The sequence below is a fragment of the Kitasatospora sp. NPDC001660 genome (assembly GCF_053596725.1).
On the sequence record NZ_JBSFGU010000008.1, the window covers coordinates 205,013 to 225,013 of the forward strand.

Annotated in this window: 23 protein-coding genes; 3 read left to right on the plus strand and 20 right to left on the minus strand. The window is 74.7% G+C overall.

Annotated features, from left to right (window positions below):
- Positions 1-46: 46 nt before the first annotated feature.
- Both ACWCXH_RS12160 and ACWCXH_RS12165 read left to right on the plus strand, forming a co-directional pair.
- Positions 47-400 carry a dsRBD fold-containing protein gene (locus ACWCXH_RS12160; protein WP_449801308.1) on the plus strand — a complete coding sequence of 118 codons (354 nt, stop codon included), beginning with the start codon at positions 47-49 and terminating at the stop codon, positions 398-400.
- A gap of 14 nt (positions 401-414) precedes the next feature.
- Positions 415-1,134: a helix-turn-helix domain-containing protein gene (locus ACWCXH_RS12165; protein ID WP_449801309.1), complete on the plus strand. Its 720-nt coding sequence runs from the start codon at positions 415-417 to the stop codon at positions 1,132-1,134.
- Positions 1,135-1,180: 46 nt separating this feature from the next.
- On the opposite strand, the gene ACWCXH_RS12170 is transcribed toward ACWCXH_RS12165, so the two are convergent.
- From ACWCXH_RS12170 to ACWCXH_RS12265, 20 genes are all read right to left on the minus strand, one after another.
- Entirely contained in the window at positions 1,181-1,471 is a 291-nt protein-coding gene (locus ACWCXH_RS12170) for a hypothetical protein (protein ID WP_449801310.1), read from the minus strand.
- Between the two features lie 435 nt (positions 1,472-1,906).
- Positions 1,907-3,007 carry a baeRF2 domain-containing protein gene (locus ACWCXH_RS12175; protein ID WP_449801311.1) on the minus strand — a complete coding sequence of 367 codons (1,101 nt, stop codon included), beginning with the start codon at positions 3,005-3,007 and terminating at the stop codon, positions 1,907-1,909.
- 16 nt (positions 3,008-3,023) lie between these two features.
- On the minus strand, positions 3,024-3,260 hold the full coding sequence (locus tag ACWCXH_RS12180) for a hypothetical protein (RefSeq protein ID WP_449801312.1): 237 nt from the start codon (positions 3,258-3,260) through the stop codon (positions 3,024-3,026).
- Between the two features lie 32 nt (positions 3,261-3,292).
- The gene (locus tag ACWCXH_RS12185; RefSeq protein WP_449801313.1) at positions 3,293-4,096 is read right to left on the minus strand and encodes a ribosome hibernation promotion factor; all 804 of its coding nucleotides are present in this window, start codon (positions 4,094-4,096) and stop codon (positions 3,293-3,295) included.
- Positions 4,097-4,133: 37 nt separating this feature from the next.
- The gene (locus ACWCXH_RS12190) at positions 4,134-5,249 is read right to left on the minus strand and encodes a baeRF2 domain-containing protein (RefSeq protein WP_449801314.1); all 1,116 of its coding nucleotides are present in this window, start codon (positions 5,247-5,249) and stop codon (positions 4,134-4,136) included.
- Positions 5,246-5,533, minus strand: coding sequence for a universal stress protein (locus ACWCXH_RS12195; RefSeq protein WP_449801315.1), 288 nt, complete (start codon positions 5,531-5,533; stop codon positions 5,246-5,248). The genes ACWCXH_RS12190 and ACWCXH_RS12195 overlap by 4 nt, the downstream gene beginning before the upstream one ends.
- 163 nt (positions 5,534-5,696) lie before the next feature.
- On the minus strand, positions 5,697-5,939 hold the full coding sequence (locus tag ACWCXH_RS12200; protein WP_449801316.1) for an acyl carrier protein: 243 nt from the start codon (positions 5,937-5,939) through the stop codon (positions 5,697-5,699).
- A complete protein-coding gene (locus tag ACWCXH_RS12205) occupies positions 5,936-7,264 on the minus strand; it encodes a dihydrolipoamide acetyltransferase family protein (RefSeq protein WP_449801317.1) in 1,329 nt (442 codons plus the stop codon). The genes ACWCXH_RS12200 and ACWCXH_RS12205 overlap by 4 nt, the downstream gene beginning before the upstream one ends.
- Position 7,265: 1 nt before the next feature.
- Entirely contained in the window at positions 7,266-8,258 is a 993-nt protein-coding gene (locus ACWCXH_RS12210; protein WP_449801318.1) for an alpha-ketoacid dehydrogenase subunit beta, read from the minus strand.
- Complete coding sequence (gene pdhA, locus ACWCXH_RS12215) at positions 8,255-9,256, minus strand: pyruvate dehydrogenase (acetyl-transferring) E1 component subunit alpha (RefSeq protein WP_449801319.1); 1,002 nt, start codon at positions 9,254-9,256, stop codon at positions 8,255-8,257. Before pdhA ends, ACWCXH_RS12210 begins: the two co-directional genes overlap by 4 nt.
- Entirely contained in the window at positions 9,253-10,995 is a 1,743-nt protein-coding gene (acsA, locus tag ACWCXH_RS12220; RefSeq protein WP_449801348.1) for an acetate--CoA ligase, read from the minus strand. Before acsA ends, pdhA begins: the two co-directional genes overlap by 4 nt.
- Before the next feature lie 194 nt (positions 10,996-11,189).
- Entirely contained in the window at positions 11,190-11,813 is a 624-nt protein-coding gene (locus ACWCXH_RS12225; protein WP_449801320.1) for a V-type ATP synthase subunit D, read from the minus strand.
- A complete protein-coding gene (locus ACWCXH_RS12230; RefSeq protein WP_449801321.1) occupies positions 11,810-13,186 on the minus strand; it encodes a V-type ATP synthase subunit B in 1,377 nt (458 codons plus the stop codon). The genes ACWCXH_RS12225 and ACWCXH_RS12230 overlap by 4 nt, the downstream gene beginning before the upstream one ends.
- Positions 13,183-14,904, minus strand: a complete 1,722-nt coding sequence (locus ACWCXH_RS12235) for a V-type ATP synthase subunit A (RefSeq protein WP_449801322.1) — start codon at positions 14,902-14,904, stop codon at positions 13,183-13,185. The genes ACWCXH_RS12230 and ACWCXH_RS12235 overlap by 4 nt, the downstream gene beginning before the upstream one ends.
- Positions 14,897-15,439 carry a hypothetical protein gene (locus tag ACWCXH_RS12240; RefSeq protein ID WP_449801323.1) on the minus strand — a complete coding sequence of 181 codons (543 nt, stop codon included), beginning with the start codon at positions 15,437-15,439 and terminating at the stop codon, positions 14,897-14,899. Before ACWCXH_RS12240 ends, ACWCXH_RS12235 begins: the two co-directional genes overlap by 8 nt.
- Positions 15,436-15,645 (minus strand): hypothetical protein, encoded by a 210-nt coding sequence (locus ACWCXH_RS12245; protein WP_449801324.1) that lies wholly within the window; start codon positions 15,643-15,645, stop codon positions 15,436-15,438. Before ACWCXH_RS12245 ends, ACWCXH_RS12240 begins: the two co-directional genes overlap by 4 nt.
- An 11-nt stretch (positions 15,646-15,656) precedes the next feature.
- Positions 15,657-16,073 carry an ATP synthase subunit C gene (locus ACWCXH_RS12250; RefSeq protein ID WP_449801325.1) on the minus strand — a complete coding sequence of 139 codons (417 nt, stop codon included), beginning with the start codon at positions 16,071-16,073 and terminating at the stop codon, positions 15,657-15,659.
- The gene (locus ACWCXH_RS12255; RefSeq protein ID WP_449801326.1) at positions 16,070-17,470 is read right to left on the minus strand and encodes a V-type ATPase 116kDa subunit family protein; all 1,401 of its coding nucleotides are present in this window, start codon (positions 17,468-17,470) and stop codon (positions 16,070-16,072) included. The genes ACWCXH_RS12250 and ACWCXH_RS12255 overlap by 4 nt, the downstream gene beginning before the upstream one ends.
- Positions 17,457-18,380 carry a hypothetical protein gene (locus ACWCXH_RS12260; RefSeq protein WP_449801327.1) on the minus strand — a complete coding sequence of 308 codons (924 nt, stop codon included), beginning with the start codon at positions 18,378-18,380 and terminating at the stop codon, positions 17,457-17,459. Before ACWCXH_RS12260 ends, ACWCXH_RS12255 begins: the two co-directional genes overlap by 14 nt.
- Entirely contained in the window at positions 18,353-18,817 is a 465-nt protein-coding gene (locus ACWCXH_RS12265; RefSeq protein WP_449801328.1) for a hypothetical protein, read from the minus strand. Before ACWCXH_RS12265 ends, ACWCXH_RS12260 begins: the two co-directional genes overlap by 28 nt.
- Positions 18,818-18,984: 167 nt before the next feature.
- Here ACWCXH_RS12265 and ACWCXH_RS12270 point away from each other — a divergent pair, with 167 nt between their 5' ends.
- Entirely contained in the window at positions 18,985-19,833 is an 849-nt protein-coding gene (locus ACWCXH_RS12270; RefSeq protein ID WP_449801329.1) for a CBS domain-containing protein, read from the plus strand.
- Positions 19,834-20,001 lie beyond the last annotated feature (168 nt).

Sequence of the window (20,001 nt, forward strand, 5' to 3'; positions counted from 1 at the left end):
CCGCCGTAACGACCGAGATGCCCGTCCGGACTCCGAGGAGGGCCGGGTGGCCCAAGCCCGCCGCGACGGCCTTCCCGCACGCTGGAGACGGTCCCGGACCGAGGAAGGTGAGCGCCATGCCGAATCTCGGAGTCGCGATCGTGCGGCAGTACGAGCGCGGGGTGGTGTTCCGGCTGGGCCTGCTGCGCGGGGTCCGCAACTACACACCAAGCGGTGGACTCTGCGCGTGGACCTCTTCGAGGAGGGCGATGTCACCGAGGTGCACTCCGTGCTCGACAGCGGGGACAAGCGGCTGGAGGGCCGCACCGAGGCCCACCGCAACCCGCACGACCCGCCCGCGCCCGAGATCGGCGACGAGTACGCCGCCGGACACGCCCTGATCGACCTCGGACAGCAGTGAAGGGAATCGTGTACATGAAGTACGCAGGTAAGAGGACTACCGAGCCCCGGTCGGCCCACCCCGGAGACATCGGCCGACGCGTGGCCCGGCACAGGCAACTGCTCGGCCTCAGCCGCCAGGACCTGGCCGACCGGGCGGGCATGGCCGCGGGATACGTGGAATACGTCGAGTCATCGGCCGAAGCCGTCGACACCGTCACCCTCACCCGGCTGGCAGCCGCACTCGGCACGTCCGCCCGGGAACTGCTGGGCGGCGGACAGGACGTACCGCCCGGCCGGGCCTCCTCGACGGCGCATCCCGTCCTGGAGGAACTTCCGGAGGAGGAGTGCTGGGCAAAGCTCGCGCCCGGCGGAATCGGCCGGGTGGCTCTGTCGACCGACAGCGGTCCCGTCGTGCTTCCGGTCAACTACCGTATCCACGACGGCACGGTGGTCTACCGGACCAGCACCGGGAGCACCCCCGCGAGCGCTGCCGGTAACCGGGTCGCCTTCGAAGTGGACCACATCGACGAGGCGCTGCACGGTGGCTGGAGCGTCCTGGTCTCGGGCACGGCGGTCCGCGTCGACGATCCGGAGGCCATCGAGCAGCTGACGCGCCAGGGCGACCCGGACCCGTGGGCCGGGGGTGAACGCCATGTGTGGATCGGGATCGCACCCTCCACCGTCACCGGCCGGACCGTCAGTCTTCCGTCGGCCACGCCACCCGAGGGTGGGCCCGAACATCCAGGAGCATGAGATGAAGGCCGCAGTCGGAGACCGCATCAGCCGAGACGGAAGCTGGTCACGTACCTGAGGAGGCCAGACGCTGGCCGAGCTGCTCCAGGTAGTCGTCGTAGCAGGCCGCCACGTCGTCGAGATCCACCATCGGCGGCAGGTCGATCACCGGCTGGTGCTCGGCCAGGAACTCCGCCGTCTCCTCCACCAGCCGCTGTTCGTCGGCCGACGTGGCGTGGAGCTGTTCGGCGACGGCCTCGCTCGCCCTGAACCTCGACTCGACCGTCTCCTCACCGGCACGGGCCCGCAGCAGATACTCGTGGTCACCCAGCGGCTCGACCTCGAAATGCTCCGACATGGCCGCCTCCTCCCGGACACCACCGCTCAGCGCCCGGCCAGTCCGGTCCGACGGCAGGCCGACCTCAGGCGCTCACTCTCTACGACACCCACGATCCCCCGGCTCGCAGGGGAACGCGACACGGCACGCCCTCCGTCATCCGTCCCTCACCGACAGGCACGGACCGCCCCCGGCGGAAGCCCGTTCCCGCAGCTGGACCTCCATGGCGGAACTGGCACTCGGACGGCCGTCCGCGGAGCTGATCGACCGCTCCGGCGACTACTCGCTGATCGTCCTCGGCCGCCACCGCCGCGGCAGGTTCCCCCCGACCACCGTCCGCAGCCGCTCCCCCTCGGCCTCGCGCCGCCCGGACAGGCCGACCAGACAGGCTCCAGACCGGCGCGGGCCGTCGGCGACCAGCCTGGAGTCTGTGCTCGTCCGAGCCTTGGCGCGAGTTCACCCGGTGGCATCGGGGTAGCGGAGAAGGGCTCCCAGGCCGTCCGGGAGGGGGAGTTCGTCGTGGGGGACGACGACGAGTTCCGCGCCGGTGCCGACGACTGCGCGGATCAACGCGGCGTCGGCCGGTTCCTCCCAGCCGGACTCGATCCCGAGACCTCTCAACTCGGCCTGGCTGGTGGCTATCTGCTTCGGCGCCAGGCCGACCCACAGCCGCTGGTGCAGATCGAACGGGTCGTTGATCAGGACGGCTTCGGCCTGGCCCCGGCGCAGGGCGGCGACCGTTTCCGCGAGCCCCTCGGCGGCGCCGCTGCCGCGGGCTCGGCGGGTCAGGAAGCGTTCGACGGAGGCCTGGTCGCGGGCGGACAGCCGGCCGCGGAAGAGGTAGCGGAGTTCCTCCTCCAGCAGGGCGCGTTCGGGTTCGGCGTCCCAGCCGGTGCTGTCGATGCCGACGACCCGCGGGCGAAGACGCTTGGGCAGTTCACGGGCGATGCTGTTGCGGGCCCGGTGGTCGCCGGACAGCACGATCTCCTCGGCCTCGCCACGGTCGGCCAGATCGGCGATTCGGCCGGCCACCTCGACGGCGGCCTGCCGCCACTCCTCCGCCGGGACCTGTCGTCGGCTGCGGTGTCCGGGAGCCACGCGGGTGGCGGGCCAGCGGCCGGCCTGGACGGTGACTTCGACCTCGGCCTCCGCCACGCGGGCGACCGGCGGCTGGGGGACCCGGTGGACGGCCGCGGCCACGTACGGAATGTCCGGGGCGTGCTGGAGGGCGAGCGGCATCGCGTCGGGGACCATGGTGAGCCGGGCGGTGTCGCTGGGCGGCGGTTCGGGCAGTTCCTCGGCGAGGGCGAGGCGCCCGTGGGCGGCGAAGATCGCCTGGCCGTGCCGGCCGGGAAGGTCGCGGTCGGTGCCGACGACCTGGGCGATGGCCCCGGTGGTGGCCAGGTCGGCACCCTGGGCGGCGAGTTGGGCCTCCAGGTGGCGGCGGCGAAGCTCGATAGCGCGGTCGGGGTCGTCGAGGTCGCGCGAGGTGTCGACGTAGGCGCAGGCGTAGGGGCCCTGCCGCGCGTACAGCGGGCCGAGGAAGGTCAGTCTCATGTCGGTTCCCCAGTGGCTAGAGTCCTTGGGCGAGCAGGAGTTCGTGGGCGTGGCGGGCGGCGCGGGCGGGGCGTTCGGGGTCGGGTTCCTGGTCGGGGATGTCCTCCAGGCCCTGGATGAGGGCGCGGATGGCCTGGCCGAGGGCCTGGACCTGGGCCTCCAGCAGCTCGACGCGCTCGACGGCGCTCTCGACGTCGCGGCCGGTCGGGTGGAGGGCTACGTCCGGCTCGCTGGCGGGTGTGTCGGGTTTCATCATGGGCTCCTCTTAACGGGGTATCGGCTTGGCTATTCGACGGGTGTGATCAGGCCGTAGTGGCCGTCGTAGCGGTGGTAGAGGACGTTGCCCCGGCCGGTGAATTCGTCGGCGTAGAACACGAACGGCTGCCCGAGGGCGTCCATGCGCCCCTTCGCGGTGGCGGAGGTCATCCGGGGCGCGGGGGCGGGGCTGACGGTCAGCGGCACGGCGGTGGTGCCGAGCTGTTCGGGGCGGGGGTGGACCTGGGCGAGACGGTAGCCGGCGGGCGCGGTGCGGTAGAGGACGCTGTCCTCGCCGGTGTTGATCTCGGTGAACAGATGGAAGCCGTAGTCCATGGTGTCCATCTCGAAGGCGGCCTCGTCCACGCTCTCGCGGGCCAGGGAGAAGGACTTGCGCCGGATGATCTCGCGTTCCTCGGGCGGACGGGGGAAGTAGTCGGGCCGGTGGGTGGGCTCGCTGCCGTGCCGCCACTCGTGCTCGTCCGCCTTCGGCAGGGCGCCGCGCTGGGCCTCCCAGTGTCGGCGGAGCCGGGCCAGTTGCCGGGCGAGTCGGTCGCGCAGCAGGTCGATCGCCTCGGACATCGACTCAGCCGCCACATGCGCCCGGGCGGCGCGGCCGTTGACGTCCAGATCAGCCTGGGCGATGAACGGCCGCTCGGTGGCGGGGTTGTGCATCCGGGTGAGCCGGATGCGGACGGACAGGACGGGCTCGCGGACCCCGTCAAGGAGCGTGAGCACCTTGTTTCGGGCGAGTTCCGCCATGTCCGGTGGGAGGTCGCCCTGGGCTTCGAGCTCGACTTCGGGTGTCTGGCTGGCCACTGGATCGGTTGCCATCGGACTTCCTCCGTTCGTGGCCGTGGTCGTGCGGGCGTCAGGTGTAGCGGGTCAGGCCGCCGATCCCCTGCGCCGGCGCGCCGGGCGTACCGGGGCGAAGGACCCGAACGTCGGTGCCGGAGAGCAGCGCGGACCGGACTGCGGTGTCCGCGAGGTCCGCTCGTACCATCGGTGCGAGATGCGGGGGCAGGGAGGCGGGCTGGTCGGCAACGTGGGTGGGGCCGGGGCCGAACCAGGCGGTGCGGCGCCCGGCGAGGCTGTCGGTGATCAGCAGGGTGCGCAGTGCGCCGTCGGCGAGCGCGCGCAGGGTCGCGTAGGTGCCCTCGACGGTGTGCCCGCCGGGCGAGCGCTCGTCGTCGAGCCGGCGCAGCAAAGCCGTTGTCGTCTCGCGTCCGGCGCGACTGGTCTCGGTCTCGACCTGGGCCATGCGGTGCGGCCAGGCTCCGTCCGGGCTGCGGCTGCCGCTGACCGGCCGGATGGACACGTTGTGGCGGACCCATGTGGGCAGGTGCTTGGTGAGGTACTGCCGGGCGCGGACGTCGCCGGCCAGCATCAGCACGTGGGCGTCGACCTCGGCCAGCGCCGTGCCGAGTACTTCGGCGACCTTGACAGCGTTGTGTTCCCAGGAGTCCTCGGCCCGGTGCTGGTAGCGCATCTGGGACCGGCCGCCGGGCCGGTTGCGCTCGATCTCGTCGTCCGGGCCGATGACGGTCCGACGGGTGCCCTCGGTGGCGCCGGTGGGGTAGAGCCTGAGGTCCGCTCCGGTGCGGTCGACCACGGCGACCACGTGGGCGGGGTGGTCCTGGCGCCAGGTGAGCAGCGGCAGCAGGTGTGGCAGGGACGCCTTGAGGGCCAGGTCCGCTTGTTCGAAGCCGGGCAGGACGGCCGAGTGCAGCACCTCTCCGCCCGCCGCGAAGGCGGCGAGCACGCCGGAGCCGGGCTGGGAGGAGAGGAAGCGCCTGGTCAGGGCGTCCAGCTCGTCGGCCCGGGCCCCCTGGCCTGCAAGGTTGCGGCAGAGCCCCTGCCAGCGTTCCTCGGCGTCCAGGCCCATCTCCGGGCGCGGATCGAGGTCGAAGTAGACCGACAGGAACGGGCCGGATGCCGAGAGCAGCGCTCGCAGGGCCTGGGTGTCGGTCTCTGTTCCAGTAGTCATGCGAGTTCTCCTCGAAACGGTCCGCCTGCGGCTGCGGGGACCACCACGACCGGGCAGGGGCGTGCTCCACGCAGTGCCCGGCTCGCCGACCCCGGCAGTGCCCATTCGAAGCCGCCGTATCCGCGGCGGCCCGACACCAGGAGGTCGGCGCCGCTGATCGTCGGGTATGTCCAAGCCGCTTCCGCCTCGACCACGGCGCCGGTGAGCCGGGCCTGGTCGACGGCCCGCCGCAGCGCCAGCCGGGAGACCGCCGAGCCGTCCACCCCCACCACGATGCGGTGCACCGTCCGGCCCTCACCGGCCGCAGTGGACCTCGCGCTCCTTCCCACAGCACCACCGTGCCAGCCCGCCTGCTCCGGTCCAAGGTCCGGTCGTCTCCAACGGATGGGGCCACCCGGCCCTGCCTCGCTGCCGGGGACGCGATGCCGGGCTGAGTCTGGAGATCACTCAGGTGCGCTGGGCCAGGAGGGCCGCGCCGTTCGCGAGGGTGGTCAGGCGCGGGTAGTCGTCCTCGTCGATCCGGCAGCCGGCCCGTTCGGAGAGCCGCTCGACGAGGGTGAGGAAGTCGAGGGAATCGAGTTCGAGGGCCTCCCTGAGGTTGGTGTCCGGCCCGATCCGTTCGAAGTCGGCGTCCGGGACGATCTCGGTCAGCACCTCCTGGAGGAGGGCCAGGGCCTGGTCGTGGTTCACAGCTCCTCCGGTTTCTGCAGCAGTCGGTCGAGCGCCGCCAGGTAGCGTGCGCCGGTCGCTCCGTCGCTGGCGCGGTGGTCTGCGGAGAGGGTGGCGATGACCGCCGGGCGGACACCGAGCATGCCGTCGACGGCCCAGGGGCGTTCGACGACCTTGCCGAGACCCACGAGAGCGACCTGCGGCGGGTAGATGACACCGAAGACGGCCTCCACCCCCTGGTCTCCCAGGCTCGTGACGGTGATCGTCGGATCGGAGGTCTCGGAGCCGCGCAGCCGCCCGGCGCGCGCCCGGGCCACCAGGTCCCGCAACCGCGCCATCAGCTCGGCCGAGGACAGGTCGGCGGCGTCGTGGATGGCCGGCGCGACCAGCCCGCCGCCGCGCAGGGCGACGGCCACGCCGAGGTGGACCACAGGCGCGGGGACGAAGCCGCCGTCGGTCCAGAAGCCGTTGAGCTGCGGCACCTCGCGAGCCGCCAGGGCCGCGGCTTTGAGTAGCAGGGCGGCGGGCACCAGCCGTTCGGAAACGGGGAGTTGACGATTGCGTTCAGGCAGCCAACCGACCACGGTGGAGAGGTCGACGGTGGTGGAGAGGTAGTAGTGCGGGATCTCCCGTTTGGAGCGGGCCATCAGGTCTCCGACGGCCCGGCGCATCGCCTGCTGCCGGCCCTCGGCGGCACGCTTCGGCACGGGCTCCGGGGGCGCGGCTGAAGGCGGCCTGCCGGCTGCGGCCCGTACGTCCGACACCCGCACCGCTCCGTCCGCGCCCGTGCCGGTCACCGTGGCGAGGTCGATCCCGGCTTCCGCCGCGACGCGGCGGGCCAACGGAGTCGCCCGGACCCGGGCCCCGGGCGGCGGTGCCTGCGCACTGGCGGCGGGACTCCGTGGCGCGGGCCGCCGCTTCCCCCTCGGGCCGGGTGGCACTGCGGCCAGGACATCCGCCCGGGTGATCCGCCCTCCGGAGCCGGTCCCGTGCACGGCGGCGAGGTCAACCCCGCTCTCCTCGGCCAGGTGCCGGACGAGCGGGGTGACTCCCGGCCCGTCCGCCCGCGTCGGCTCGGGCGCCGATGCCGACGCCGACTCGGGTGCGGGCTTCTCGGTGGCGATGACGGCCATGGCGGCGCCCACCGGGACCGTCGTCCCGGGTTCGGCCAACAGCCGCTCGACCGTGCCGGTCTCGAAGCACTCGACCTCGATCGCCGCCTTGGCCGTGTCCACGACGGCCACGATGTCGCCCCGGGCCACCCGGTCCCCCGGACGGACCAGCCACTCCAGGAGCGTTCCCTCGGTCATGTCGGCGCCGAGCGCGGGCATGGTGAACTCGGCCATCTCAACCGACCGCCCGCCGGGCCGCCGCCACGATGCCCACGACCTGCGGAAGGGCGGCCTCCTCCAGCTGCCGGGCGTAGGGCACCGGCGCCTCGGCCCCGCACACCCGCTCCACGGGCGCGTCCAGGTCGTAGAACCCCTGCTCCGCGATCCGCGCCGCGACCTCGGCCGACAGCCCCGCCGTGCGCCAGCCCTCGTCGATCACCACCGCCCGGTGTGTGTGGGCGACGGAGGCCAGGATCGTCGCGTCGTCCAGCGGGCGAAGGGTCCGCAGGTCGACGACCTCGGCCTCGATGCCGTCCGCGGCGAGCCGCTCGGCGGCCGCCAGGGCCTTGCCGAGCGAGCCGCCGTGGGTGATCAGGCTGACGTCGCTCCCGGCGCGGCGGACAGCGGCGCTGTCGAGGTCCACCGGGGCGGCACCCGGGTCCGGGGTGCCGGTGACGTTGTAGAGCGAGCCGTGTTCGAAGATCACCACCGGGTCGGGATCCGCCAGCGCGGGCGCCATCATGTACCGGGCGTCGTCCAGGGTGGCCGGGGCCAGCACCCGGATCCCCGGGATGTGGGCGTACCAGCCTTCGAGGCTGTGCGAGTGCTGGGCGGCGAGCTGTCGGCCGGCGCCGGTCGTCATCCGGATCACGAGCGGCACGGCGACCTGCCCGCCGGACATGTGCAGCAGCGTCGCGGCGTTGTTCAGGATCTGATCCAGGGCGAGGAGGCTGAAGTTGACGGTCATCACCTCGACGATCGGCCGCAGGCCGGCGATGGCCGCACCGATACCGGCGCCCACGAAGGCCGACTCGGACAGTGGTGTGTCACGGACGCGGTCGGGTCCGAACTCGTCGAGCAGTCCAAGGCTGACGCCGAAGGCACCGCCGTACCGCCCGACGTCCTCGCCCATCAGGAACACCCGCTCGTCGGCCGCCAGGGCCTCGCGCAGCGCCTCCCTGAGCGCGTCCCGGTAGGTCGGCTCCCGAGCCGCCTTCGCCCCGGTCACGGCCGTTCCCCCGCCGGGCTGTGAACGAAGCGCAGCAGGTCCTCCGGAGGTTCCAGCCCGCCCTTTCCGGCCTCCTCCACAGCCCGCTCCAGTTCCTCGGCGGCCTCCTTCTCGACGAGATCGAGCCCGGCGTCGTCGAAACCGTCCTCGGCGCGCATCCGGTCGGTGAGGAGGGTGATCGGGTCTCGCTCTTTCCACCGCTCGATCTCGGCCCTCTCGCGGTAGAGGTCCGGGTCGTACATGGAGTGCGCACGGAAGCGGTAGGTGCGCAGTTCGAGGAAGTACGCGCCGGCTCCCTCCCGGACCGCCTGTGCCGCGCGCCGGACGGCCCGTTCGACGGCCAGGACGTCCATGCCGTCCACGGCCCAGGCGACCAGCCCGTACGAGGCGGCCCGGGCGGCCAGGTCAATCTGTGCGTGCTCACGGGCCAGCGGGGTGCCCATGGCGTACAGGTTGTTCTCGCAGACCATCAGCAGCGGCAGGTCCCAGAGCGCGGCGAGGTTGGCGGTCTCGTGGAACTCGCCCTCGGCGACCGCGCCGTCGCCGAAGAAGCAGCACGTCAGGTTCGGCCGACCGCGCATCCGGTCGGCCAGCGCCAGGCCGGCCGCCACCGGGATGCCCCCGGCGACGATGCCGTGGCCGCCGTAGAACCGGCGGCCGACGTCGAACAGGTGCATCGACCCACCCCGGCCCCGGCTGCAGCCGGTGACCCGGCCGAGCATCTCGGCCAGCACCGCCGCCATGGGAATGCCTCTGGCCAGCGCGTGGCCGTGTTCGCGGTACGTGGTGACCACGGAGTCCTCGGGCGTGAGCGCTTGGTGGACGCCGACGGAGACGGCCTCCTCGCCGATACACAGATGGACGAAGCCGCGGATCTCTCCGGCGCTGTAGAGCTCGACGCACCGCTCCTCGAAGCGGCGGATGCGCAGCATCTCCCGCAGCAGGTCGAGGCGGTGGGCCGCGTCGGTGGTGGCTCGCGGTCCGGCTCGGCGGGTCATGACGCCTCCTCCAGGGTCGACAGGTCGCCCTCGGGCAGGCCCAGTTCGCGGGCCCGCAGCAGCCTCCGCATGACCTTGCCACTGCGGGTCTTCGGCAGGTGCTGGTCGAAGGCGATCTCGCGCGGGGCGATAGCCGGGCCGAGGCGGTGCCGGGCGAACGCGGTGAGGTCCCGGGCGAGTCGGTCGCCCGCCTCGAACCCGGGCTTGAGCGAGACGAAGGCCTTGACGACCTCCCCCACCACCGGGTCGGGACGGCCGATCACCCCTGCCTCGGCCACCGCGGGATGCTCCATCAGCGTGCTCTCGACCTCGAACGGGCCGATCAGGTGCCCGGCCGACTTGATCACGTCGTCCGCCCGCCCGACGAACCAGTAGTAGCCGTCCGCGTCGCGCCGGACCACGTCCCCGGTGAGGTACCAACCGTCGGCGAAGCAGGCCCGGTAGCGCTCCTCGGCACCGAGGTAACCGCGGAACATCGACGGCCAGCCGGGCCGCAGGGCCAGCTCGCCCTCCGCCCCCGGTTCATCCAGCGCCTGGACGCGGCCGTCGGTGACCTCCGCGCGCCCGTTCGGCCCGCGGGCGAGGATGCCGGCCGTCACGCCGGGCAGCGGCCGTCCCATCGAGCCGGGCTTGATCTCGGTGCCGGCGACGTTCGCGATCATGATGCAGCCGGTCTCCGTCTGCCACCAGTTGTCGTGGATCGGCCGGCCCAGGATCTCCGGACCCCAGCGCACCGCCTCGGGATTGAGCGGCTCACCCACGCTGGCGACGAACCGCAGCGCCGACAGGTCGAAGGAGCGCGGCAGGTCCGGCGGGCTGCCCCGGGGGCTCATCCGCATCAGCATCCGGATCGCGGTCGGCGCGGTGTACCAGACGCTCACCCGCTGCTCGGCCAGGACGCCGTACCAGCGCCGGGCCTCGTACTCGCCCGCGTCGACGACCATGGTCACCCCGTGGGTGAGCGGCGCGATGATCCCGTAGGACGTCCCGGTCACCCAGCCCGGGTCAGCGGTGCACCAGAACACGTCGTCCGGGCGCAGGTCCAGGGCCAGCGCGGCGGTCGCGTGATGGGCGACCACGGCCTCGTGCACGTGGACCGCGCCCTTCGGGGTGCCGGTCGTCCCGCTGGTGAAGTGCAGCAGCGCCATGTCCTCAGGATCGGTCTCCGGGATCGCGAAGTCCTCGGACGCGCCGGCCGTCAGGGCGTCGAACGCGATGGTCCCGGGCAGGTCCCCGGCACCCGGGCCGACGATCAGGACGTGGTCCAGTCCGGGCAGCCCGTCGCGTCCGTCCGCCAGCTTGCGGCGGTACAGCTCCGCAGTGGTGACCAGGACCCGCACCTCCCCGAGCCGCAGCCGCTCCGCCACCGGCGCCGGGCCGAAGGCGGGGAACAGCGGGCAGAACACCGAGGTGTTCTTCAGCGTCCCCAGGACGGACACGTACAGCTCCGGGCAGCGGCCGAGCAGTGACGCGACCCGGTCCCCCTTCCCGACGCCGAGGGCCCGCAGCCCGTTGGCGAATCGGTTGCTGCGCCGGGCGAGTTCGGTGTACGAGACCGGGGTGACCGTACGGTCCGCGGCGATGCAGCGGAGTGCGACCCTGCTCCCGTGTCCGGCTGCCACGTGCCGGTCGACGGCCTCGTACGCGATGTTCAGCCCGCGCCGTCCGGGCAGCCCGTCGAGCTGCGCCCGGGCCCGCTCCCAGACGGGGTTTCGCGCCGGCGCCCGGCCCCCGCCCATGCCGACTACCGCCCCCGGTGCACGTTCCTGGACCACGTCGCCGTCCACGGCGGCTCCTTCCGGACCGCGGGCCGATGTCCGGGCCCGCTCCCCCCATCGTCCGGCGGCTTCCGGACCTCCGCGAGACGGCGTCCGGCCGCTCATGCGCCCAGCACGCCCCGTGCCCCGTGCCCCGTGGTGATCGTGCGCGGGCATCACGCCTGACCACGCGTCCGGTCCGCCGCCCAGCGGCGGCGGACCGCGTCCTCGTGCTCGGCCTGCTCCACCGCCTGCTCCACGGCTGCGAGTTCGGCGGTCAGCCGTGGGATCCAGTGCCGGCGCAGGGCCCGGACCCGACGGCGGGTCCGGGCCGCCTCCTCCCCCACCAGCCGGGCCGCCGTCCGGTGTGCGGCGTAGGCGGCAGCCGCCCGGACGGCCTCGCGGTAGGCCGCCTCGGCGTGCACCAGTGCGGTGTTGCCGGGGGCGGGCTCGTGCGCGGCCCGGACGGCGTCGGTGCAGGCGACGCCGGACGGATGGCGCACCCCCATGGAGACGGTCCACTCGACGACCACGTCCGCCCGACCGGCCACGGCCGCCGCGGCCAGCGCGCCCTCCCCGCTCACCAACAGGCCGCGCAGGAGCCACGTCTCCGCCTCCGCCAGCCGCTCCCGCCACCGGGCCTCGGCCGTCTCCTCGTCCTGCCTCAGCTGCCCGTGCCGCTCCAGCAGCACCCGCAGCTTTCGGTCGAGCAGGTCGGCCCCGCGCAGGGCGATGTCCAGGCTGTGCCGCAGCCGCAGCCGGGCCGCCCGGCCCGGCGGGGTGTGCCGGCGCGCGGTCATGGCGCACCGTGCGCGTCGAGCTGCTCGGAGGGCAGCATGGCGAGCTGGCTGCGGGGCAGGGTGAGCAGGACGTCCCAGGCGCGGTCCAGGGCGTCCGTCAGCGGTCGGCTCTCATCCGGCCGCTGGGCGACGAACCGGTCGGGGAAGACCTCGTCGAGGTCGAGGTAGCGCAGATCGGTCGGGCTCAGCGCCGACCGGCCGACCAGGTCGGCGAGTTCGCGGACCTGCCGGGCGCGCGCGAGCGCGGCCAGGAGCTGTGCGGCGACGTCGAGGTGGTCGGACCTGGTCCGGCCCGGTCCCGCGCCCTTGCGCATCAGCCGGGAGAGCGAGGAGAGCGCGTCCACCGGCGGGTACACCCCGCGCGCGTGCGCCTCGCGGGAGAGCACGATCTGGCCCTCGGTGATGTAGCCGGTCAGGTCGGGCACCGGGTGCGTGATGTCCCCGGCCGGCATGGTGAGCACCGGGAGGAGGGTGACCGAGCCGGGCCGGCCCCGGATCCGGCCGCAGCGCTCGTACAAGGAGGCCAGGTCGCTGTAGAGGTACCCCGGGTACGCCCGCCGGGCGGGCACCTCGCCGCGCGCGGCGGACACCTCACGGAGGGCCTCGGCGTACGCGGTCATGTCGCTCATCACCACCAGGACGTGCCGTCCGCCGTCGAACGCGAGGTGCTCGGCCACGGTGAGCGCGATGCGCGGGGTGAGCAGCCGCTCGATCACCGGGTCGTCGGCGGTGTTCAGCAGCAGCGTCAGCTCTCCGGCGCGGGAGCGCCGGGCGAGCCCGTCGCGGACGAAGGCCGCGTCCGCGTGGGTGAGGCCCATTCCTGCGAACACCACACTGAAGGCCTCGCCGCCGCTGACGGCTTGGGCGGCCACCTGCACGGCGAGTTCGAGGTGGGGCAGCCCGGCGGCCGAGAACACCGGCAGCTTCTGCCCGCGCACCACGGTGGTGAGCACGTCGATCGCCCCGACCCCGGTCAGCACGGGTTCGGCGGGCGGCTCGCGCCGGACGGGGTTGACGGGGGCACCGCCGACCTCCGCCGACGTGGGACCCAGGACCGGCGGACCGCCGTCGATCGGTTCTCCTCTGCCGTTGCACACCCGGCCGAGCCACGCGGGGCCGACCGGGACGCGCAGCGGGCCGCCGGTGAACGCGGCCCGGGTGGTGGCCGGGTCCATGCCCGCGGTGTCCTCCAGGACCTGTACCACCGCGAGGTCCCGGTCCACCTCCAGGACGAGGCCGTGGCGCCGCTCGCCCGATCCGAGGGTGATCTCCACGAACTCGTCCCACCCCACTCCGGCGACTCCCCCCACGACGAGGAGCGGCCCGCGCAGCTCCCGCACGTCCGTGAACTCGATCTCGCCGAAGCCGGTCACCGCGGCCCCCCGAGCGCGGTGAGTACGGCCGCGCAGGCGGCGGCCACGGCGTCGGTGTCCCGGGGCCCGGCCGCCTCGCGGGCGCGCAGCAGCGGGGTGAAGTCGGTCTCCTCGACCGTCTCGGCCGGTGTGCCCGCGTCGACCAGTTCCCGGCAACGCGCGGCCACGGTGAGCACGGCATCCGCCAGTGCCGCCGTCTTCTCCGGGGAGCAGTACGCGTCGTTCGCCGACAGCGCGCTCTGCTGGAGCAGGCCCTCCCGGACCAGCCGCCCGGCGAGCACGCTGACCCGCTCGGGGCCCGGGAGCGCAGTGATGCCGACCAGGTCGACCAGGTCGGCCAGCCGGTCCGCCTCGGCGAGCAGCGCGGCGACGCGTGCGCGGCGCTCGCCCCAGCCCGGGTCCCCCGCTCGCGCGTGCGCCGCGCCGAGCGCGGCGGCGTCGCGGGCGAACGAGCCGGACCACGACACTGCCGGATAATGCCGGGCGTAGGCGAGTTCGCGGTCGAGCGTCCAGAGGCCGCGGACGAAGCGCTCAGTGTGGGCGGTGACGGGCTCGGTCAGGTCCCCGCCGGGCGGGGAGACGGCGCCGAGGACGGTGACCGACCCCCGGGCGCCGCCGAGGGTGCGCACCACCCCGGCGCGTTCGTAGAACGCCGCGAGCTCCGAGGCGAGGTCGGCCGGGTAGCCCTCCTCGGCCGGCAACTCGCCCATTCTGGAGGAGAATTCGCGCAGCGCCTCGGCCCAGCGGGAGGTCGAGTCGGCGATCACGACGACGTCCAGGCCCATGTCGCGGAAGTACTCGGCGACGGTCACGCCGGTGTGCACGCTCGCCTCCCTGGCCATCATCGGCATGTTGGAGGTGTTGGCGACGACCACCGTCCGGTCGGCCAGCCGGCCGCCGGTCCTCGGGTCGTCGAGTTCCGCGAACTCGGCCATCACTTCGGCCAGTTCGTTGCCCCGCTCGCCGCAGCCCACGTAGACGATGACGTCGGCGTCGCACCACTTGGCGATCTGCTGCAGCAGGACGGTCTTCCCGGTGCCGAAGCCGCCGGGCACCGCGACCGTCCCGCCCCGGGCCACCGGGAAGAGCAGGTCGATCACCCGCTGGCCGGTGTGCAGCGGTTCGGCCGCGTCCAGCCGCTCCCGCACGGGCCGCGGTCGGCGGATCGGCCACTCGGTGCCGGCCCGGGCCGGCACGCCGCCCACCACGGCGAGCACCTCGTCCGCCCCGTACGGTCCTTCCGGGGCGATCCGCTCCACCCGCCCGGACACGTCCGGCGGCACCAGGACCCGCAGCGGCACCGATCCCCCGGCCCACTCCCCGAGGACTCCGCCGGGCGCGGCCTCGTCGCCGGGCGCCGCCGTGGGGACGAAGCGCCAGGTACGCCCGTCGGCCTCGGTGCCGCTACCCGGAAGCAGCCAGTCGCCGCCTCCGGTGAGCGGGCGTAGCAGGCCGTCGAAGACGCCGCCGAGCAGCCAGGGGCCGAGCCGTACCCGCAGCGGACGGCCCGTCGGGCGGGCCGGATGCCCCGGGGCCAGACCGCCGGTGTACTCGTACGCCTGCACGCTCGCCACGTCCCCGGTGATGGCCACCACCTCCCCCGGCAGGTCCTGCGGGCCAAGCAGCAGCACGTCGTGCATGGCGACGCCGCGGTCGCAGGCCACCTCGACCAGCGGACCGGCGACGCGCAGGATCCTCGACGAGCCCGGGTCAGCCATCCGGCCTCCCCCCGCCGTCGTCCGGCTGCCAGAGCGTCCCGGCCTCCGCGCCGAGCCGGTCGAGCGCGCGGCGCGCCAGTGCGGGCAGTCCGAGGTCCGCCAGGCGGCCCGGGGCGGTGGCCAGCAGTCCCCCGTCGGGGTGGGCGGTGATCCGGGCGTCCGGTCCGAGCAGGTCCCGGGCCCGCCGGGCCAGCCGCTCCGCCGCGTCGGGCTCGGCCTCGTACCGCTCCCGGACACGCTCGGCCACCCGGCGGCACAGCTCGGCGTAAGCCTCGCCCTGGGCCGCCAGCTCTCGCGCCCGGGCCGCGCGGGCGGCCCGGGCGGTCTCCGCCGAGGCGGCGGCCTCGCCCTCCTCCGTCCCCGCCTGGACGGCCCGGTCCAACACGGCCGCCGCCTCGACGCGTGCGGCGACGAGGGCACGCTCGGCGTCGCGACGGGCCTCGGCGAGCGCCTGCTCGGCGTCGGCCCGCGCGGCCCGGAGCAGTTCGGCCCGGACGGGTGCCAGCGCGTCGGTGTCGCCGGTCCCTCCGGTCACGGCAGCACCGCCGTCAGGGGCTCGGTCGCGTCCAGCCGGCCCGGGCCGAGCGCCCGCGCCGCCGCCCGGCCGAGGAGGACCAGCGCCGTCCCCTCGGGCAGCGCGTCCCAGGCGGCCACGGCCTCCTCCCGCCGCTCGGCGACGAGCACGGTGACGCCGGCCAAGGCCAGCCCGGCCACCTCGGTCCGCGTCCCGATGGCGACCACGCCGCCCACCGTCAGGCCTTCCCGATCAGGAGGACGGCCACCACCAACCCGTACACCGCGATGCCCTCGGCCAGGCCGACGATCACCATCGCCCGGCCGAAGAGCTCGGGCCGTTCGCTCAGCGCGGCGATGGCCGCGGCGCCGGTGTACGCGACGGCGATCGCCGCGCCGATCGAGGCTCCGGCCACCGCGATGCTGGCCCCGATCAGCGCCGCCGAGCCCGATCCGGAGCCCGTCGCGGCGGCCGGCCCGGCCGCACCGGCTGGGTCGGCGAGCACGGTCACCAGCAGGGCGAGCGCGCCGGCCAGGACGGCAGCGTTGACGCCCAGCAGCCAGCGCAGGGCTGCCCGCCCGCGCCGACGGGTCAGCAGCCGGGCCGCGCCGAGCACGGCGGCGAGGACGGGCAGCGCGATCAGCCAGGCGATCAACGGGGCACCTCCGTACGCAGGACGGGCACGTGCCAGGGGCGGAAGGGCCGCCCCAGGCTCTGGAAGACGCGGGAGAACAGCTCGTAGTACTCCAGCCGCAGCGCCTGGATCCCGGCCACCAGCGCCTCCAGCGCGAAGGTGAGAGCGGTGCCGACGGCGAAGAGCAGCGCGGCCGCCGGCAGGCCCCAGGAGCCGTGTCCCGCCAGCGCGGCGGTGCCGCGCCACACCACCTGGCCGAGCGCCGCGTGGGTGAGTCCGAAGGCGGCCAGGCGGGAGAAGGAGACCGTGTTCGCGAAGAGCCGCAGGACGGCATCGAAGAGCTCGACGGCCGTCTGCAGCACTCCGCCGACTCCGCCGGTGCTCGCGCCGTACAGGCCCGCGCCGGCCAGCCCGAGCCCCGCCAGGAGGAGCGCCGCCCCGCCGGCCGCGAGCCCGGGCGAGCGCAGGTACACCCCACCACCGACGGCCCCCAGGCCCAGGAAGAGCGCCAGGCCCGCCACCCCGGACGTCGCGTACAGCGCCCTCGCCGGACCGCCCTCGCGCCACCGGTTCACCCCGCCGGCCACGTGGGCGAGGGCGAGCAGCACCCCGCCCAGGCCGACGGCCGCCGCCAGGAGCCGTCCCGGCTGGTCCAGCGGCGACAGCCACAGCACCGGCAGCACCCCGGTCGGCCCGAAGAACTCCCCGAACGCCACGCCCGCCAGCGCGCCGCAGAGTCCGGCCCCGGCCAGGAACGGCCACACCGGGCGCAGCCGCGCCAGCCGCCGGGGCCGTCCGCTCCGCAGCACCAGCGCGGCCAGCAACAGCAACGCCCCGTGCCCGACGTCGCCGAACATGAGGCCGAACATCACGACGTACGCGATCCCGGCCGGCCAGGTCGGGTCGAGGTCCCGGTACGGCGCCGTACCGTAGGTGCGCACGAGCGGCGAGAAGGCGCGGCGGAGCGGTCCTCCGTCGCGCAGAAGCGTGGGCGGGTCGACGCCGCGCGGTGCGCGCAGGGGTACCAGGCCGCCGCCGGTGGCGGCCAGTGCCTCCGCGAGCCCGGCGACCCGGTCCGCCGGGCACCATCCGGCGAGCGCGGCCACCTCGCCCCGGTGGACGGCGCTCGCCGCCCGCTCCTCCACCTGGGCCTCGCCCGCGAGGAGGTCCAGCCTCGCCTCCCGCTCCAGCCGGTCGAGATCCGGCAGGGTGCCGGACAGGGCCGCCGGCCGGCCGGGTGCGGCGGGCAGCCGTCGGAGCCGCCGACCCGCCGGGCCTGGGGCGGCGTCCTCGATCCGGTCGACCTCGACGCAGCCCGCATCGGCGACCAGCAGGAGGGCCTCGCGCAGCGCGGTGCTCGGGGCGACGATCGCCACCCGCTGCATGCGCACCGGAGTCATCGCCTCAGCCCAGCGCATCCGCCACCTCCGGGGTCGCGCCGCCGTGCGCGGCCAGTTCCAGTGCGGCCCGCACCCGCCAGGCGTCCGCGGACAGGACCGCGACGGCCCCCACCACCGGCGGAAGGCCGTACTGCGCACCGCGCAGGAGGTCACGACCCTCCCGGTCGACGACCGTCCACCACCGGGTCTCGGCCCGCCACAGGTCGCCGGGGGTCCCGATGCCGTCCAGCGCCCATCGCGCGTCCGCCGGCAGCGCGCGGCGGAACTCCTCGAACGACGCGGCGGCCACGGCCCCGGGCCCGAGCAGGCGCGCCGCCTGCCGGCCGGCGTTCCCGGGGAGCGGGCGGCCGACGACGAACACCGTGCGCGCCGTCAGCAGGGCGGCCCGGCCCTGGGCCCACCGCCGGGCGGGCGGCACGGCCTCCGCGACCCGGTGGGCGGCCGACAGGCGCAGGGCCACCGCCGCCGTTGCCGGATCCGCGCCCCCGGGGTCGCCCCACGCCGATGCCGCCAGGACCGCGCGCAGCTCGTCCGGTGTGCGCGCGTGGGCGGCCCGGCGCCAGGCGGTGGCCAGCGCGCCGAGCGCGTACGGCCGACGCGGGGCCGGGCCGGTGAAGGAGCGCAGCAGGTCCTCGATGTTGGCGGTCTCGAAGCCGGCGGCGAGAGCCCGTACGGCTTGTGCCCCGCTACGGGGCAGCCAGCCCGCGAGGACCCTCAGATGCCACAGCAGGGTCGCGGAGACCGCCCGCTGTGCCTCGGCCAGGTCCGGGTCCGGCGGGAGGAAGCGCCGGTACGTCGTCGCCGCCAGCCCTCGTACGGCCTCGGTGAGCGTGCCCGATGCCGCGAGTTCCCCGGCGCCGCGGTGGCCGAGACAGCAGGACAGCAGCCCCCGGGCCCTGGTCACTCCGGCGACCCAGCCGGCTGCCACCGGTTCCTCCCGGGGGCGTCGGCCGGTTCCAGCGCGAGTGCCGCCGCCCGGTCGACCAGCGCGGGCATCCGCTCGCGGGCCCGGCCGCGGATCCGGGCCTCGGCCTGCTCCGCCGCGGCGGCCACTTCGGCTGCCCGGGCCGATGCCGCGTGCCCGGCCGCCGCGGCGGAATCGGCACGGACCTGCGGCGCCCGGGCGTGGGCGAGTTCGACGGTCCGGGCCGCGTTCCGGGCGGCCTCCTGCCGGATGCGTTCGGCCCCCGCCGCGGCCTCAGCCCGGATGGCCGCCGCCTCGGCCTGGGCCTGCGCCAGCCCGTCGAGCGGCTGCTCCAGCTCGGTGGCGAGTTCGGCGGCCCGGTCGGCGGGCACGCCGGCCGTGGGTGCCCCGGGCGTGCCGGCCGGACGGAACCGCGCGAGGAAGTCCCGGAACCGCACCATGCGAGCCCTCCATCCGATCCGACCCCTTCTCCAGCATCCGACCGGTGCGCCGGACTGTCGCCCCGGATTGGGCCGTCCGCCCGGAACTTAGGGCCGACCGGCACCAGCGTCGGCGGCGCACCGGGCCGAGACTCGAAGACGGGGAGCTCCACAGGGAGGCCTACACCATGAGCGAGCACGAGTACTTCACCTCCGGGACCGAGGCCCGCCGATCCGTCCCCGGCAAGGCCTGGAGCCCCGAGGAGCCGCACCGGCAGGACATGCTGCTGCGCTACCTGGGCGCCGTCGCGGGCATCTCCGCCGCCCGGGCCAGGGAACCGGAACCGGAACCGGCCCGGCCGGAAGCCACCGCCGTGCCGGACGAACCCGGCCCCGCGCCGGTCCTGCGAGTGCGCGACGTCATGGACGTACCGGCGGTCTCGGTGCGCGGCGACCTGCCGTTCGCTGAGCTCGCCCATACGCTGGCCCGCGAACACGTGGGCGCCGTGCCGGTCATCGACGGGACAGACCACGTCATCGGCGTGGTCTCGGAGTCCGACCTGCTGGCGAAGGCCGCCGTCGAGGCCATGGAACACCCTTCCGGTCCGATCAACCGGCTGCGTGACCGCGGCCTGCGCGAGAAGGCGCTGGGCGAGACGGCCGCCACCCTGATGACGGCACCCGCCACCACCGTCCGGCCTGGCACGACTGTCGCCGAGGCCGCCCTGATCGCCGCGCGCGGACGGCTCAAGCGGATGCCGGTCATCGACTGGCAGCGGCGGCTGGTGGGTGTCGTGCGCCGGGCCGCGCTGCTGAGCGCCCTCGTCCGGGACGACGAGCGCATCCGCGAGGAGATCACGACCCGGATCCTCTCGCGCGAGTTCCACCTGCCGCAGGGCTCGGTCGAGGTGACGGTCCACAACGGTGTCGTCGACCTGGCCGGCCGGCTGGACCGGGAGAGCATTCCCCGGCTCCTGGCGGAGGTCCGGCACATGGACGACGTCACCGAGGTGCTCGACCACCTCACCGCGGCCTGAGCCACCGGACGGCCCCCTGCGATTCGGCCCATGCGGCCGAGCTCGGCTGCGCGCTGCTGCTGCTCGCCTTCCGCAGCATCATGGCGCCACTGACCGCCACCGTGATGAACCTGCCCGCCTCGGCCGCGTCCTTCGGAGTGGTCGTAGCGGTGTTCCAACTTCTCCACC